Annotated in this window: 17 protein-coding genes and 1 tRNA gene; 3 read left to right on the top strand and 15 right to left on the bottom strand. The window is 20.0% G+C overall.

The features are described from left to right. Positions 1-185: 185 nt before the first annotated feature. From tuf to tusD, 7 genes are all read right to left on the bottom strand, one after another. The gene (gene tuf, locus AACL42_RS01020; protein WP_340147667.1) at positions 186-1,370 is read right to left on the bottom strand and encodes an elongation factor Tu; all 1,185 of its coding nucleotides are present in this window, start codon (positions 1,368-1,370) and stop codon (positions 186-188) included. A 45-nt stretch (positions 1,371-1,415) separates the two neighbouring features. Beyond that, the gene (gene fusA / locus AACL42_RS01025; protein ID WP_340147668.1) at positions 1,416-3,533 is read right to left on the bottom strand and encodes an elongation factor G; all 2,118 of its coding nucleotides are present in this window, start codon (positions 3,531-3,533) and stop codon (positions 1,416-1,418) included. 36 nt (positions 3,534-3,569) lie between these two features. Continuing rightward, on the bottom strand, positions 3,570-4,040 hold the full coding sequence (gene rpsG / locus AACL42_RS01030) for a 30S ribosomal protein S7 (RefSeq protein ID WP_340147669.1): 471 nt from the start codon (positions 4,038-4,040) through the stop codon (positions 3,570-3,572). A gap of 68 nt (positions 4,041-4,108) precedes the next feature. Next, complete coding sequence (gene rpsL / locus AACL42_RS01035; RefSeq protein ID WP_340147670.1) at positions 4,109-4,486, bottom strand: 30S ribosomal protein S12; 378 nt, start codon at positions 4,484-4,486, stop codon at positions 4,109-4,111. A gap of 145 nt (positions 4,487-4,631) precedes the next feature. Then, entirely contained in the window at positions 4,632-4,919 is a 288-nt protein-coding gene (gene tusB / locus AACL42_RS01040; RefSeq protein ID WP_340147671.1) for a sulfurtransferase complex subunit TusB, read from the bottom strand. A gap of 61 nt (positions 4,920-4,980) precedes the next feature. Beyond that, positions 4,981-5,385 carry a sulfurtransferase complex subunit TusC gene (gene tusC / locus AACL42_RS01045; protein ID WP_340147672.1) on the bottom strand — a complete coding sequence of 135 codons (405 nt, stop codon included), beginning with the start codon at positions 5,383-5,385 and terminating at the stop codon, positions 4,981-4,983. A 57-nt stretch (positions 5,386-5,442) separates the two neighbouring features. Then, positions 5,443-5,841, bottom strand: a complete 399-nt coding sequence (gene tusD, locus AACL42_RS01050; RefSeq protein ID WP_340147673.1) for a sulfurtransferase complex subunit TusD — start codon at positions 5,839-5,841, stop codon at positions 5,443-5,445. A gap of 462 nt (positions 5,842-6,303) precedes the next feature. Between tusD and tsgA the strand changes: the two genes are divergently transcribed. Continuing rightward, on the top strand, positions 6,304-7,488 hold the full coding sequence (gene tsgA, locus AACL42_RS01055) for an MFS transporter TsgA (RefSeq protein WP_340147674.1): 1,185 nt from the start codon (positions 6,304-6,306) through the stop codon (positions 7,486-7,488). Positions 7,489-7,666: 178 nt separating this feature from the next. Here the strand turns inward: tsgA and trpS are convergent, their stop codons facing one another. The 4 genes from trpS to aroK all read right to left on the bottom strand — a co-directional run bounded on the left by trpS (position 7,667) and on the right by aroK (position 11,127). Next, positions 7,667-8,683, bottom strand: a complete 1,017-nt coding sequence (trpS, locus tag AACL42_RS01060; RefSeq protein ID WP_340147675.1) for a tryptophan--tRNA ligase — start codon at positions 8,681-8,683, stop codon at positions 7,667-7,669. A gap of 72 nt (positions 8,684-8,755) precedes the next feature. After that, complete coding sequence (gene rpe / locus AACL42_RS01065) at positions 8,756-9,439, bottom strand: ribulose-phosphate 3-epimerase (protein WP_340147676.1); 684 nt, start codon at positions 9,437-9,439, stop codon at positions 8,756-8,758. Between the two features lie 52 nt (positions 9,440-9,491). Then, a complete protein-coding gene (gene aroB / locus AACL42_RS01070; protein WP_340147677.1) occupies positions 9,492-10,577 on the bottom strand; it encodes a 3-dehydroquinate synthase in 1,086 nt (361 codons plus the stop codon). Between the two features lies 1 nt (position 10,578). Then, positions 10,579-11,127, bottom strand: coding sequence for a shikimate kinase AroK (aroK, locus tag AACL42_RS01075; RefSeq protein ID WP_340147678.1), 549 nt, complete (start codon positions 11,125-11,127; stop codon positions 10,579-10,581). Between the two features lie 407 nt (positions 11,128-11,534). Between aroK and AACL42_RS01080 the strand changes: the two genes are divergently transcribed. After that, positions 11,535-11,619 (top strand) — tRNA-Ser (locus tag AACL42_RS01080). A 36-nt stretch (positions 11,620-11,655) separates the two neighbouring features. On the opposite strand, the gene deoD is transcribed toward AACL42_RS01080, so the two are convergent. Together deoD and AACL42_RS01090 are read right to left on the bottom strand one after the other, a co-directional pair. After that, the gene (gene deoD / locus AACL42_RS01085; RefSeq protein ID WP_340147679.1) at positions 11,656-12,357 is read right to left on the bottom strand and encodes a purine-nucleoside phosphorylase; all 702 of its coding nucleotides are present in this window, start codon (positions 12,355-12,357) and stop codon (positions 11,656-11,658) included. A gap of 81 nt (positions 12,358-12,438) precedes the next feature. After that, a complete protein-coding gene (locus AACL42_RS01090) occupies positions 12,439-13,680 on the bottom strand; it encodes a phosphopentomutase (protein WP_340147680.1) in 1,242 nt (413 codons plus the stop codon). 237 nt (positions 13,681-13,917) lie between these two features. Between AACL42_RS01090 and ansA the strand changes: the two genes are divergently transcribed. Continuing rightward, entirely contained in the window at positions 13,918-14,931 is a 1,014-nt protein-coding gene (ansA, locus tag AACL42_RS01095) for an asparaginase (RefSeq protein WP_340147692.1), read from the top strand. 30 nt (positions 14,932-14,961) lie between these two features. On the opposite strand, the gene AACL42_RS01100 is transcribed toward ansA, so the two are convergent. Together AACL42_RS01100 and ssb are read right to left on the bottom strand one after the other, a co-directional pair. Continuing rightward, complete coding sequence (locus AACL42_RS01100; RefSeq protein WP_340147681.1) at positions 14,962-15,543, bottom strand: NifU family protein; 582 nt, start codon at positions 15,541-15,543, stop codon at positions 14,962-14,964. A gap of 745 nt (positions 15,544-16,288) precedes the next feature. Next, positions 16,289-16,837: a single-stranded DNA-binding protein gene (gene ssb / locus AACL42_RS01105; RefSeq protein WP_340147693.1), complete on the bottom strand. Its 549-nt coding sequence runs from the start codon at positions 16,835-16,837 to the stop codon at positions 16,289-16,291. Between the last annotated feature and the right edge of the window lie 140 nt (positions 16,838-16,977).

Here is a 16,977-nt window from a genome sequence, read left to right on the forward strand (position 1 = left end):
TTATAAAAAAAAATTTTATAAAAATTAAAATAATGTAAAAAAATAAAAAATTATTTAATCTTTATATTTCATGATAAATTCTAATGAGAATTTATCATGTAAACTCAAAAAAATAAAACAAAAAATTTAAAAATTATTTTATTTATAATGTTTATATTAAAATCATTTTAAAAAATTATTTTTTATTAATTAATAACTTTTGAGACTACTCCCGCTCCAACAGTTTTTCCACCTTCTCTAATTGCAAATCTTAATCCTTCGTCCATAGCAATAGGATGAATTAATGTAACTACCATTTTTATATTATCTCCAGGCATAACCATTTCTACATCCTTAGGTAATTCTACAAATCCTGTAACATCAGTAGTTCTAAAATAAAATTGAGGCCTATAACCTTTAAAAAATGGTGTATGGCGACCACCTTCTTCTTTAGATAAAACATAAACTTCAGCTTCAAATTTTGCATGTGGAAGTATACTTCCAGGTTTTGACAATACTTGTCCTCTTTCTATTTCTTCTCGTTTTGTGCCTCGTAATAATACTCCAATATTTTCTCCAGCTCTTCCTTCATCCAAAAGCTTTCTGAACATTTCTACTCCAGTACAAATAGTTTTTGTCGTCGGCTTAATACCTACTATTTCTATTTCTTCTCCAACTTTAATAACCCCTCTTTCTACTCTCCCTGTTACTACAGTTCCTCTTCCAGAAATTGAAAAAACATCTTCAATAGGTAGTAAAAAAGATTTTTCTATAGATCTTTTAGGATCTGGTATATAATTATCTAATTTTTCAGATAATTCTATAATTTTTTCTTCCCATTTAGGATCTCCCTCTAAAGCTTTTAAAGCTGAACCTCGAATTATAGGAGTAACATCCCCAGGAAATTCATATTGTGTTAACAAATCTCTTACTTCCATTTCTACAAGCTCAAGTAATTCTTCATCATCAACCATATCACATTTATTTAAAAATACTACTATATAAGGAACTCCTACTTGACGACCTAATAAAATATGTTCTCTAGTTTGAGGCATAGGACCATCTGTAGCAGCAACTACCAGAATTGCACCGTCCATTTGTGCAGCACCTGTAATCATATTTTTTATATAATCCGCATGACCTGGACAATCTACATGTGCGTAATGTCTTTTTTCCGTATCATATTCTACATGAGACGTATTAATAGTAATTCCTCTGGCTTTTTCTTCTGGAGCATTATCAATTTGATCAAAAGCTTTAGCTGATCCTCCATAACGTTTAGCTAAAACAGTAGTAATAGCTGCTGTCAAAGTGGTTTTTCCATGATCAACATGACCAATTGTACCAACATTAACATGAAGTTTCGATCTTTTAAATTTTTCTTTAGCCATAATTTTAACCTTAAATTTTTTTATTATTCTAATATATTAAAAAATCTAATTTTGATTCTTTTTAATAATTTTTTCAGAAACATTATTAGGAGCCTCTGAATATTTTATAAACTCCATAGAATAAGAAGCTCTTCCTTGGGTTTGAGATCTTAAATCTGTAGCATACCCAAACATTTCTGATAATGGAACTAATACATTAATTTTTTTTAAAAATGAAGTATCTTCCATATTTTCAATAACTCCTCTTCTTCTATTTAAATCTCCAATAACATCGCCCATATAATCTTCTGGAGTTTCTACTTCTACTTTCATAATAGGCTCTAAAAGTACAGGACTTGCTTCTTTAAAACCTTTTTTAAAAGCATAAGACGCTGCTAACTTAAAAGCAATCTCTGAAGAATCTACATCATGATAAGATCCAAAATGCAATCGAACTCCTATACCCATCACAGGGTAACCTGCTAATGGACCACATTTTAATTGTTCTTTAATTCCTTTATCGACTGCAGGTATATATTCACCAGGAATAACACCTCCTTTAATGTCATTTATAAATTTATAATCTAAATCATTATATTCACTATTCTTTAAAGGAAATAAATCTATAATAACATGCCCATATTGACCTCTTCCTCCAGATTGTTTAATATATTTCCCTTCAATATTTTTGACAGTTTTTTTAATAGTTTCTCTATAAGAAACTTGAGGTTTCCCAATATTTGCACTAACATTAAACTCTCTTTTCATTCTATCAACTATAATTTCTAAATGTAATTCTCCCATTCCAGAAATTATTGTTTGATTAGATTCTTCATCTGTTCTTACCTTAAATGAAGGATCTTCTTTGGCTAATTTATTTAATGCTGCTCCCATTTTTTCTTGATCTGCTTTAGTCTTTGGTTCCACTGCAATAGAAATTACAGGATCTGGAAATTCCATTTTTTCTAATAAAATTAAATTTTCTTCATTACACAATGTATCTCCAGTAGATACATCTTTTAATCCTATTGCTGCAGCAATATCTCCAGAATATACTTCTTTAATTTCTTCTCTTTTATTTGCATGCATTTGAACAATTCTTCCAAAACGTTCACGCTTAGAATTTGATGAATTAAATACAATATCTCCTGATTTCACTTTTCCTGAATATACTCTAAAAAATGTTAAATTTCCAACAAAAGGATCATTAGATATTTTAAAAGCTAATGCTGAAAAAGGTTCATTTTTCAAATTAGTTTTTAAATATTTATTTTTTTTTTTATTTTTACTTACTTTAATATTGTAATCTATATCAATAGGAGAAGGTAAATATTCTATAATTGCATCTAATAATGCTTGAACTCCTTTATTTTTAAAAGCAGAACCACAAGTAATTAAAACTATTTCATTATTTAAAGATTTTTTTCTTAATATATATTTAATTTCTGTTTCTAAAATTTTTTCTTCATTTAAATATTTATTCATTAAAACATCATCATCTTCAGCTACTAATTCTATCAATTTTTGATGCCATTTTTCTGATTCTAATAACATATTTTTAGGGATTTCATCATAAGAAACAGTAATTCCTTGATCGTCATCTTTCCAATACACAGATTTCATTTTTACTAAATCTATAATACCCGTAAAATCTTCTTCTGAACCAATTGGTATTTGAATTACTACTGGATTTGCATTTAATCGACTTCTCATCTGTTTAACAACATTAAAAAAATTTGAACCTAAACGATCCATTTTATTTATAAAAGCAATTCTAGGTACTTTATATTTGTCTGCTTGCCTCCATACAGTTTCTGATTGAGGTTGAACTCCTCCTACTGCACAATATACCATTACAACTCCATCTAAAATACGCATAGATCTTTCTACTTCAATAGTAAAATCTACATGCCCAGGAGTATCAATAATATTTATTCTATGTTCTAAAAACTGTTTATTCATTCCACTCCAAAAAGTAGTAGTGGCTGCAGAAGTAATCGTTATTCCTCTTTCTTGCTCTTGTTCCATCCAATCCATGGTAGCATCTCCATCATGAACTTCTCCAATTTTATGATTAATTCCAGTATAAAACAAAATTCTTTCTGTTGTAGTAGTTTTTCCAGCATCAATATGAGCGCTAATTCCAATATTTCTATAATTTTGAATAAGAGTTTTACGTGACATTATTTACCTTAACTAAACTTTTTAAAATCTTTAAAATTACCATCTATAATGAGCAAAAGCTTTATTTGCTTCAGCCATTTTATGAACATCTTCTTTTTTTTTTACAGCAGATCCTTTTTTTTCAAGAGCATCAGAAATTTCTTTAAATAATCTAATAGACATAGATTTATCTTTTCTATTTCTAGCTGCCTCAATAATCCATCGCATTGCTAAAGCATTTCTTCTTGTATTTCTAACTTCTACAGGAACTTGATATGTAGATCCTCCTACTCTTCTAGACTTTACTTCTACAATTGGTTTAACATTATCTAATGCTAATTCAAAAACTTCTAATTCAGTTTTTTTATTTTTTTTTGATACTTTCTTAAGAGCATTATATACAATTAATTCTGCAATAGACTTTTTTCCATTTACCATTAAAATATTAATAAATTTACTTAATAACTCAGATGAAAATTTTGGATCTGGTAATATTTTTCTAATACCTATAATTTTTCTTCGAGGCATATTTTAATCTTCCTAAAATAAATTTTAAAAAATATGATAAAAAATTAAAAATTTTACTATTTAAAAGGTTATTTATTATTTTTTTTTTTTACTCCATATTTAGATCTTCCTTGTTGTCTATTTTTCACTCCAGCGCAATCTAAAGCTCCTCTTATAACATGATATCTTACACCTGGTAAATCTTTAACTCTTCCTCCTCTAATTAAAATTACAGAATGTTCTTGTAAATTATGACCTTCACCTCCAATATATGCTGTTACTTCTAATCCATTAGTTAATTTAACTCGACATACTTTTCTTAAAGCGGAATTAGGTTTTTTAGGAGTAGTAGTATAAACTTTTAAACATACTCCTCTTTTTTGAGGACATTTAGATAAAGCTGGAACATTACTTTTAGAAATTTTTTTAATTCTAGAATTTCGAACTAATTGATTAATTGTGACCATAAAAATCCTTAAAAAATGTATAATTTTTTTAATTATAATTAAAAAAATTTTAAAATATAAAAAAATTTATATTAAATCCACTTTTACTTATTATAAAAATTTAATAATTAAATTTTTAATAAAAAAATATAAAAAATTTTTATTTTTATTTCCAAATTATTTGCTGAATATTTTTTTCAGTCAAATATACTAAATCTTTATAATTAATAATAGAAAATTTATTATTATAAGAACTTAAACCTCGAGCTAATAAATCATTTTTTAAAACATAACGATTTTTTACTATTTTAATAAATTTTTTATAAAAAAGATTATTTTTTAAAACAATTAATACTCCATCTTGAAGAGCTACAAAATCATCTTCTTTAGAAAAAAAATGTAAAAATTCATAAATATCAACTAAATAAGGAGATTTTAATAACATATGTAACATAAAAAATCCTTTATTTTAATATTATTTTTATTAAAAAAAAATTTAATTTTTTAAAAAAATTTTAAAAATTTAAAAGATATTGACATTTAGACATTTTTTTTTTTAAATTTTTATTTTTTAATAAAATTATTGGTAAAATAAATTTATATTTTTTAAAAACAATTTTATTACATACATTTTTTTTTAATATTCCTCTATTATATAAATTTTCAATGTTAGAAAAACATTTTTTAATATTTAAAAAATTAAACATTTTAAATAAATTTGTGTATTTATTTAAAAAAATTAATTTTGGTTTTTGATTATAAAAAATTTGAAAAATTCCATCACTAATAAAAAAAATATAAATTTTTTTAAAAAATATACTTGAAGAAATGATTAATTCTAATCCTTCTTCTCCAAAACTAGCTCCATATGGAGCTCTAGAAAAAATTACACCTAAAATTTTTTTTTTAACTATATTCATAAAAATTTTATAAAATATTTTATATATTTATTAATAATATTTAAAAACAATTCAATTTTAAAATTGTATTACTCTATCTGAAGAAATAATACTTTCATTAAGATCATTTAAATTAGATAAATGAAAATAAGAAGCTATATTTTTTTTTAAATAATGTTTTTTATAAGTATTCTTATTTTTTAAAAAACCTCGTTTTATGCAAGAACCAATACATATACTTAAATTTATTGAATATTTTATACTTAAATCTTTCCACATTTTTCCTATATTACAAAATGTATATTCAGGAGAAAAATTAAAAAATAGATTAATATTAGAATTTAATATTCCCTCTCCATAAAAAAAAATTTTTTTTATAACATGTTTAGAATCTATTAAAGCTTTAGAAAATAAAAAACCAGTTTTAGAATTTTGCGTTCCATATGGAGGGCCTAAAATTATTATAGTATAAATCAATATGAAATAGCCTTATTTTAAATAAAATTAATTGTAATCATTTTATTAAAAAATGTATTTAATGTAATTTTATACAAATTATATATTAATTTTAAAAATAATTATGTAATTTATTTTTTTTTCATTATACAAGATAGTAAGATTTCGTAATATAAAATTTTAAAAATTTTAAAATAAAAATTATTATTTAACTAAAAAAAAATTAATTCTTAATATACAAATTTTAATTTTTATTCTAACTAAATTTATTTATAAAAAAAATTATTTAAAGTATAATGCTCATTAATTACATTAAAAAATTTACTTTTTATTAAAATTAAAAAATAATATGTTTTTTTTTAAAATATTAAATTAATATTTTTTAATTTTTTAAAATATATAAATTTTTTTTAAAATAAAATTTATTAAAAAATTTTTTAAATTTTTAATTATTTTAAAATAAATATCAAAAAAATTAATTTTATGACAAATAAAAATCGTTCATATTTAACTTATATTAGTTTTTTAAGCTATGCATTAACTGGTTCTTTTATTACTGTAACAGGAGTAGTTATACAAGGATTATCAGTTTATTTTAATATTTCTACACTAAAAATTAGCATTATTTTTACAATTTTGAATATTGGAATGTTATCTTCTATTTTTTTAAATGCATGGTTAATGAAAATTATACCTTTAAAAAAACAGTTATATATTGGTTTTTTTTCTACTATATTATCTATTCTTGGATTAATTATATTCAAAAATATATATATTTTGCTAATGATTATGTTTATTTTTGGTTTAATTAGCGGCGTTACTATGTCTATAGGAACTTTTTTAATTACTAGTGTATACTTTTCTAGAGAAAGAGCAAAAAAACTTTTAATTACAGATTCTTTTTTTAGTTTTTCAGGTATGATTTTTCCTTCTATATGTACATTTATATTATTTCACAAAATGTATTGGCAATGGATATATGTTTGGATTAGTTTAATTTATCTATTAATTTTTTTATTATCTTTAAATCTCTCTTTTCCTATCGTAGAAAAATCACATATAAAAATTTTAGGAAATATTACATTTAAAGAAAAAGAATTTAATTTAAATATTTTCTTATTATATTGTTCTGCTTTAATGTATATATTAGGTCAAATGGGCTTTATATCTTGGGTTCCTGAATACGGAGCTCATAATCTTAAAATAAGCATGGAAAAATCAGGAAAATTAGTTAGTAATTTTTGGATGAATTATATGTTAGGAATGTGGTTTTTTAGTTCTGTTATTCAATCATTTAAATTACAAAAAATAATAATATTTTTAACAGGAATATCAGCTTTAATGATGTTTTTATTTATTTTCAGCTGGAACTATATATTTTCTTTATTTATAATTTCTTTTTTAGGTTTTTTTTCTAGTTCTATATATAGCATTTTAATTACTATTGCTTCTATGCAAACAGATAAACCTTCACCGAAAATAATTAATTTTATTCTTTTAGCTGGTAGTTTAGGAACATTTTTAACATATATTATTACAAGTCCAATTGTATATTTTAAAGGTCCTATAGGAGCTTTAATTTTTGCAAATATTTTATATTTTATAATTTTTTATATTACCATTTTATTAAGAAAAATGCACTTAAAAAAAAAATTAAAAGAATTTTAACAAATTTTTGTATAAAAATTATAACAATAATAAATACTCCTAAAAAAATTTTAAAAAATCAAATATATATATAAATAATTTTCAATTAAAATAAAAAAATACTATTTATATATTTTAATAAAATTTTAAAATATATAAATAGAAAAAATATAAAAAATATTTTATTATATAAAAAATTTTATTTATACAAAGTATTAAAAATTTTATTTATTTTTGATTTAGCTAAAAAAGAAATTTTTTTCATACCTAAATTTAAAATTTTCTTTAATTTATTTTCATCTTTTCTATATTTTAAAAATTTTTTTTGTAAATTTTTTAAAAAACTAAACATACAAAAATAAAAAAATTTTTTAAAAGATTTATAATTTTTTTTAAAAAATTTTTGTTCTATATCTAAAATAGATAATTTAGTGATAGAAGATAAAATAACTAATAAATTTGAAATTCCAGGTTTATTAATAGGGTCAAAAATTATTTTTGCGGGAACATCTGAATCTGTAATTGCTGAATTTACTTTATTTTTCAAAACTTCAAGATCATCTAATAAAAAAATTGAATTTTTTTTATTTATATCAGATTTAGACATTTTTTTATTTGGATTTAATAAAGACATAATTTTAATTCCTTGATTAAAAATTAAAAAATTTGGAATTTTAAAAATTTTTCCATGAATTTTATTAAATCTATTTGCAATTTTTTTAGATAATTCAATATGTTGTATTTGATCTTTACCTACATGAACTAAATCAGTATCATATAATAAAATATCAGATGCCATTAAAATTGGATAATTTAAAATTCCAGAATTTATTTTACTATTTTTAAGCAATTTAGATTTACTTTTAAATTGTGTCATTCTCATTAGTTCTTGAACATATACATAATTATTTAATATCCAATTAAGTTGAGTATGTTCAGGAATCATAGACTGTAAAAAAACAATACTTTTTCTAGGATTAACCCCGCAAGCTAAATACAAAGATAAAGTATCTAAAATTGAATTATTTAAAAAATGATCAAAATTTTTTGATATTGATGTTAAAGAATGAAGATCTGCAATACAAAAAATACAATCATATTTTTTCTGCATATTTTTCCAATATTTTAAGACACTAATATAATTTCCTATAGTTAAATTTCCTGAAGGCTGTATAGCACTAAATACCCTTTTTTTTTTAAAAAAATTTTCTATCATTATAAAATACCATAAAATTTTTTTTAAAATTTTTAATAATAATTTTTAAAAAAAATTATTAAAAATTTAAATTTAATAATTTTTTGAATAATTTATCAAAATTTTTTTTATATTTTTAGTAGTTTGATATATATCTTTTTTTTTAAAAATTTCTGAACCCATAACAATAATATCAACGCCAATTTTTACTAAATTTTTTATATGTTTTTTTTTTATTCCACCATCTACAGATAATAAAATATTCTTAAAATTACTATTATCAATTTTTGATCTTATTTTTTTAATTTTTGGTAACATTTCATTAATAAAAATTTGTTCAGAATAACCTGGATTTACAGTCATTACTAAAATTAAATCGATACTATCCATTATATATTCTAAAAAATTTAAAGATTGTGCTGGATTAATAGCAATACCAGCTTTACATCCATGATCTCTAATAATTTTTAATGAACGATTTAAATGGATTGTAGAATCTGAATGAATAGTAATAAAATTTGCTCCAAATTTTATACAATCATAAATTAATCTATCTACAGGTTTTGCCATAATATGTACATCAATAATAGATTTTATACCATTTTTTCTTAAAGAAGAAAGTACTAAAGGACCAAAAGTTAAATTAGATACGTAATGATTATCCATAATATCAAAATGAATAATATCTCCACCACCTAATAAAGTTTTTTCTATATCATTTCCTAATTTATAAAAATTAGCAGAAAGAATTGAGGGGGCTAAAAAAATTTTTCTCATAATATAAAACCTTAATATAAGAATAAAAAGACATTAAAAATATAATTTTTTTTTATTTACAAGTTAATTTAATAGAATTTTTAATAATTTTTGTAGATATTTTATCTATTAAAATAGATTTTCCTATAGCAATTGGTAAAACTAAACGAATATTCCCTAATATATTTTTTTTATCACGATACATATATTTTATAAATTTATCTACATTTATATTATGATAAAATTTGACAGGTAAACCAATTTTTTTAAAAATTTTAATAATTAAATTAAAATCATTCAAATTTAATTTTTTTAAAGATATAGCTGTTCTTGCGGCCATAATAATACCAATAGAAACAGATTCTCCATGTAAAAATTTTTTATATTTTGTATAAGATTCTATTGCATGTCCATATGTATGACCTAAATTTAATAATGCTCTATTTCCTAACTCTCTTTCATCATGAGCTACAATTTTTGATTTTATGTTACAAGATTTTAAAATACATTTTAAAATAACTTTAGAATTTAATTGAATAATTTTTTTTATATTTTTTAAAATATAAAAAAAAAATGGTTTATTAAAAGCAATTGCATATTTAATAACTTCAGACATTCCAGATAAATATTCTCGTCTTGATAAAGTAGATAAAAAATTTATATTTATTAAAACACATTCAGGCTGCCAAAATGTTCCTATCATATTTTTACCTAATATATGATTTACTCCAGTTTTCCCTCCAACAGAAGCATCGACTTGAGCTAAAAGAGTAGTAGGTATTTGTATAAAAGGAATACCTCTCTGATAAATAGAAGCTGTAAATCCTACAATATCTCCAATTACTCCCCCTCCAAAAGCAACTAATAAAGAATCTCTTCCGTATTTTTTTTTTAATAAATATGTAATAATATCATTAGATGTTTCAATAATTTTATTTTTTTCTCCGTCTTTAAGTACAAAAATATTTATTTTAAGATCAAAACTATAAAAAAAATTTAAAATGTGCTTTAACCATAAATCTTTAATAACATTATTAGTTATTAAAAGAATTTTTTTTTTTTTATTAAAAAAAGAAAAAATTTTTTTATTTTTAAAAATATTAAAACCTATCAAAATTGGATATTTTTTGTTTTTTACATGAACATAAATTTTTTTCATTTTATATTTTCTCCAAATTTATAAAATTTTTATTATTTTTTAATTCTTTAAGAATTAATTTTATAATTTGAAAAATATTAATATTATCAGTCTCAATTTTAAAATTAGAAATTTTTTCATATAAAAAATTTCTTTTTAATGACAATTTTTTTAATACACTTTTAATCGATTTTTTATTTGTTAATAAAGGTCGATTTTTATCATTCTTAGTTCTTTTAATCTGTGTATCAATATTTGCACTTAAATAAATTACAAAACCTCTTTTTGAAATATTAATTCTTGATTTCTTAGAAAGAATAGCACCTCCACCTGTAGATAAAATAATTTTTTTTTTTTTTGTTAATTTCTTAATTATTTTAGATTCTCGCTCTCTAAAGCATTTTTCTCCTTCAATATCAAAAATCCAACTAATACTAACTCCTGTCTTCAATTCAATTTCTTGATCAGAATCATAAAAATTCATATTTAAATATTTTGATAAATATTTTCCTACCGTACTCTTTCCAGATCCCATAGGTCCAATTAAAAAAATATTTTGTAATTTTTTCATTATCAGTTTCTTTTAAAAATTTTATAAATGCATAAAAAGAGAAATAATTATTTTATTAAAATAACAATATGTTAAAATTAAAAAAAAATAAAAAAAAACTTGACTTTAATTTATTTTAATAAATAATTAATATATTAAAAATTATTTTTATATAAAATTTTCTTTGTAATATTTTACATAAAATATATTATAAAAAAATATTTTAAAAATTTTTTAATTTTTTAATTTTTAAATTACTTTATTAATTTTATAATAATTTTATAATATTTAATATATTTATAATGATAATAATTAACAATTATAAATAATAATATATATTATAAATTAATAAATTCATTATTATATATATATAAATTTATATATAATATATATAATATAATTTTTATTAAAAACAAAATTCAAATTAAGGTGAAATGTCCGAGTGGCTTAAGGAGCACGCCTGGAAAGCGTGTATACGGAAACGTATCGAGGGTTCGAATCCCTCTTTCACCAAAAATATTTTGATGTTATAAATAAAAATTATAAAATTTAAAAAATTTCTAATGCAATTTTTATAGCTTTATCCAATAATAAAATTCTATCTGATATACTCAAAGAAATATTTTTAATTAAACAATCAGAAACTGTACAAATAGATAAAGATTTAAAATTTAAAATAGCAGATAATCTATATAATTCTGAAGTTTCCATTTCTACAGATAATATATTATATTTATTCATTAAATCTATAAAATTTTTTTGATTATTATAAAATAAATCTGTAGAAAATATATTTCCTATTTTTATAGAAATATTTTTTTTTTTAGAAATATTATAAGCTTTGTATAAAAGCTTAAAATTTGAGATAGCTGAATAGTTATAATTTTTAAAAGATAATTTATTAATAGAAGAATCAGTACAAGCCCCCATACCCAAAATAATATCTTTTAATTTAATTTTTGAATTTACAGAACCACAAGTTCCCACTCTAATAATTTTTTTTACTTTATAAAAGTTTACTAATTCATGAACATATATAGATAAAGAAGGAATTCCCATTCCATGACTCATTACAGAAATTTTTTTTCCTTTAAAATAACCTGTAAAACCAAGCATACCCCGAACATTTGTAATACTGACAAAATTTTTTAAAAATTTTTTAGTAATGTATTTAACTCGATTAGGATCACCTGCAATAATAACATTTTCTGAAAAATCTTTTTTTTTAGCATTTATATGTGGAGTAATCATTACTATTATCACCTTAATTTTTAAAAATTTAATAAAATAAATCATAAAAAATAAATATTAAAAAAATTATTAATTTTGATATTAAAAAATTATTTTTTTTCCAAATTTCATCTTCGATAATCCTAAATAATTTGATATAGTTTGAGAAATATCAGAAAAAGTTTTTCGATAACCTAAATATTTTGGAATTAAATTTTTTTTATAAATTAAAATTGGGACATGTTCTCTCGTATGATCTGTTCCTTTCCAAGTAGGATCACATCCATGATCAGAAGTAATAATTAAAAGATCATTTTTTTTCATTAAAGAAAGAAATTTTGGAATTTTTATATCAAATAATTCTAATTCTTTAGCATATCCAGAAACGTCTCTTCTATGACCCCAATAAGAATCAAAATCTACAAAATTAGCAAATACTATAATATTTTTTTTTCTATATTCAGAATAATTTTTTAATTCTTTATATAAAGCTTCAAAAATTTTTTCTAATTCATATACGTTAACTTGCTTTGTTATGCCTTTATTATTAAAAATATCAGAAATTTTTCCAATAGAAATTACTTCTCCTTTTTTTTCTTTTACTAATTTTTCTAATACCGTCTCTTCATTTGGAGATATAGAAAAATCTTTTCTATTTCTCGTTCTATAAAATTGATTTTTTTGATCATTTAAAAATGGCCTTGCAATTACCCTTGTAACTTTATATTTACTTTTATTTAAAATTTTTCGAACTAATAAACATAAATCATATAATCTTTCTAATCCAAAACTTTTTTCATGACAAGCAATTTGAAATACAGAATCTGAAGAAGTATAAATAATAGGATAATTATATTTTATATGTTCTTTTCCATAAATGTTAATAATATCTGTTCCTGAGGCATGACAATTACCTAGAAATCCATTTATTAAAAATTTTTTTTGTATTTTATTTAATAAATCTAAAGGAAAACTATTTTTTAAACTTTTAAAATATGTCCATTTAAATAATACAGGAGATCCCATCATTTCCCAATGTCCTGAAGAAGTATCTTTACTTGTAGAAATTTCTTTAGAATATGCATAACTTCCTATAATTTTAGATTCTTTATTAAACCCAAAAATTTTATTTTTAGAAGATTTTTTTAAAGCATTAATAATTCCTAATTTTACTAAATTTGGAATTTTTAAAACACCATTTCTTCCATAAGAATTAGCAAAATTTTTATAACAACATTCTATTATATGCCCTAAAGTATTAGAGCCATAATCTCCAAATTTAACAGAATCTTTAGAATAACCTATTCCTAAAGAATCTAAAACTAATACAAATACTCGTTTCATAATTAAACTCTCATTATCTTTAATTTTAATTATTAATAATGTAAAAAAAAATTAAATTAATTAAATAAAAATCTTTATACATCATTTATAATAAAAAAAATGAATTATAAAATATAATTTTTTAATTTTAATAAAATTACTATAAAAATCATAAAATTTATATAAAATATAAACTTTAAAAAAATTTATAAAAATTTTATGAAAATTCAAATACAACATACTAATAAACATTTATTTATGAAAAAAAAAAAAATATATATAATATATACTGGTGGTACTATAGGTATGAAAAGATCTGATAAGGGATACATTCCAGCATCAGGGTATTTACAAAAACAAATTTTAAAAATTCAAAAATTTTATAGAAAAGAAGTTCCTAATTTTAAAATAAAAGAATATTTTCCATTAATTGACTCTTCTAATATACGTCCGAAATTATGGCGAAAAATATGTAAAGACATAAAAAAAAATTATATTAAATACGATGGATTTATTATACTTCATGGAACTGATACTATGGCATACACTGCATCTGCTTTATCTTTTGCTTTAGAAAATTTACAAAAACCAGTAATTATAACTGGCTCTCAAATTCCATTATGTGAAATTAGATCTGATGGATTTCAAAATTTATTAAATTCATTATTAATTGCTGCAAATTATCCAATTAATGAAGTAACATTATTTTTTAATAATAAATTATATAGAGGGAATAGAACTACTAAAACAAATTCAGATGGATTAACAGCATTTTCTTCCCCTAATTTATCATATTTATTAAAAGTCAGCATAAATATAAAATGTATAAAAAAAAAATACTTTTATAATAATCAAAAAAAATTAATTGTTCATAAAATATATAATCAACCTATAAATATTATTTTTATATATCCTGGGATATCGCATAAAATTATAAAAAACATTTTTTTAAAACCAATAAAAGCTGTAATTTTATATTCGTATGGATCAGGAAATGCCCCTCAAGAAAAAAAATTTTTAAAAGAATTAATTAAAGCTTCTAATAAGAATATTATTATTATAAACTTAACACAATGTGTTTTTGGAACAGTAAATATGAAAAATTATGCAACAGGAAATTCTCTTTTTAAAATAGGAGTAATTAGTGGTTATGATTTAACTATTGAAGCTGCTTTAACAAAGCTACAATTCTTGTTTAGTAAAAATATTTCGATAAAAAAAATAAAAAAAAATATGCAAAAAAATTTAAGAGGAGAATTAACAAAATCATAAAAACAAATTAAAAAAAAATAACTAAAAATTTTATATTTTATTATTATGATCTGTAACATCAACTATTTCAGTTAATTCAGGAAAAGCTAAGCTTAACTTTTTTTGAATCATTTGATTAAATGTAGTTTTAACCATTACGCAGCTATGACAATTTCCAAAAAATTTTATAAAAAGTTGTTTTTTATCATTTATTTTTTCTAAAAACAATTCTCCTCCATGAGACATTAAAATAGGATTAATATGAATATTAATAAATTGTTTTACACGATTTTCTAAAATACTATATTTTTTAGATAAATTAATATTAAAATTTTTTTGTTTTTTTAATTTATTATTAGAAATTTTAAAAATTAATTTTTGTGTTAAATTATTTTGCAATAAATCAATTTCTAAATTATATACAAATTTTAAATTATTTTTTTTAATATATATATTAAATCCTTTAAATTCTATTTTAAAATATTGAACTTTTAAAAAATTTTTAATAAATAACATTTTAAAATTTATTTTTTTTTGTTTTATGTCAACATATAATTCAATATATTTTTTTTTTATATCATGTGATAATATTTTTTTAATATATTCATGAGCATTTTTAGAAATATAAATCATAATTTTATTGTTATATTAGTTATATATAAAAGTTAGTAAAAAATAAAAAAAAAATAAAAATAGATTTTAATAAAAATTTTAAAAATTTATAAATGTTAATTTATTTCTATAAAAAAAAATTAATATTTTTTTATGTTTAAGTATAACAAAAATATTCTATTAATTAAAAATTAATATAATTTATTATTATTATTTTTTACAAAATTATAAAAAATTTTTTTTAAAACATATAATTATTGTTTAAAGTTAATTATTATTAATTAAAAAAATAAAATTATATACAAATATTTAATATAAAAATCTTAAAATTTATAAAAAATATAAAAATATAAAAAAATTAATTTAATTTAAATTAATAGATTAGATTTAAATTCTAAAATATAAATTTTTTAGATAATGATAAAAAAAAAATTTAACTAAAATAAATAAAAATTTTGAAAAAATAATTTAATAAAAAAATTAAAAAATATTAATATAATAATATTTTTAATATATAAAAAAATAAAAATTATTTTTTATAAAACTATTTTATTTCTAAAAAAAGTTTTAATAAAAATAAAAAAAATAAAAATATTTTTTTAAAAATATCTAATTGTAACTCTGTTGATATAAAATTTTAATAATTTTTTTAATAATCTTAAAATATAAAAATTAATTTTAAAAATAATATTTTACATTATCCTAATATTTTAAAATATTAAAATTAAAATATTAGGAATATATAAAAAAATATTTTTAATAATTTTTAAAAAGGTATGTCATCATCAAAATCTATAGAATCATCTTTATTTAATTGTGAAAAATTTTTATCTTCAGATTTTTTAAAATTTTTAGAATTAACTTTTTTATTATCAAAAAAATTTTTTTTAGATTCTTTTTTTAATAATTTATGTGAATTTAATTCTTCAAAATTTTTTTTTTTTTTAAAATTAGGATTAAAAGAATGTTTATTGCCTAACATCTGCATAGATCCGCCAAAATTTACAATAATTTCTGTAATATAACGATCTATTCCATTTGAATCTTTCCATTTTCTAGTTTTTAAAGAACCTTCAATATATATTTGAGCGCCTTTTTTTAAATATAAACCAGCAATTTCTGCCAATTTATTAAACAAAACAACTCTATGCCATTCAGTCTTTTCTTTTAATTCTCCTGTTTCTTTATCTTTCCAAGTCTCTGATGTAGCAAGAGTTAAATTAGCAACTGCAGATCCATTAGGCATATATCGAACATCTGGATTTTGGCCAAGATTACCAATTAAAATTACTTTATTTATTCCTCTACTTGCCATTATTAACCTCATAAAATTTATAGAAAAACTTAAAAATTTACTAATTTAATTTTTAAAAAAATATTTTAAATGTATAATAAATTTTATAATCATTTTTTCATATAAAAACATTTTAAAAAAAATAAAAAAATAAAAATATT

Source organism: Buchnera aphidicola (Drepanosiphum platanoidis) (genome assembly GCF_964020165.1).
Classification (GTDB): Bacteria; Pseudomonadota; Gammaproteobacteria; order Enterobacterales; family Enterobacteriaceae; genus Buchnera_J; species Buchnera_J aphidicola_BL.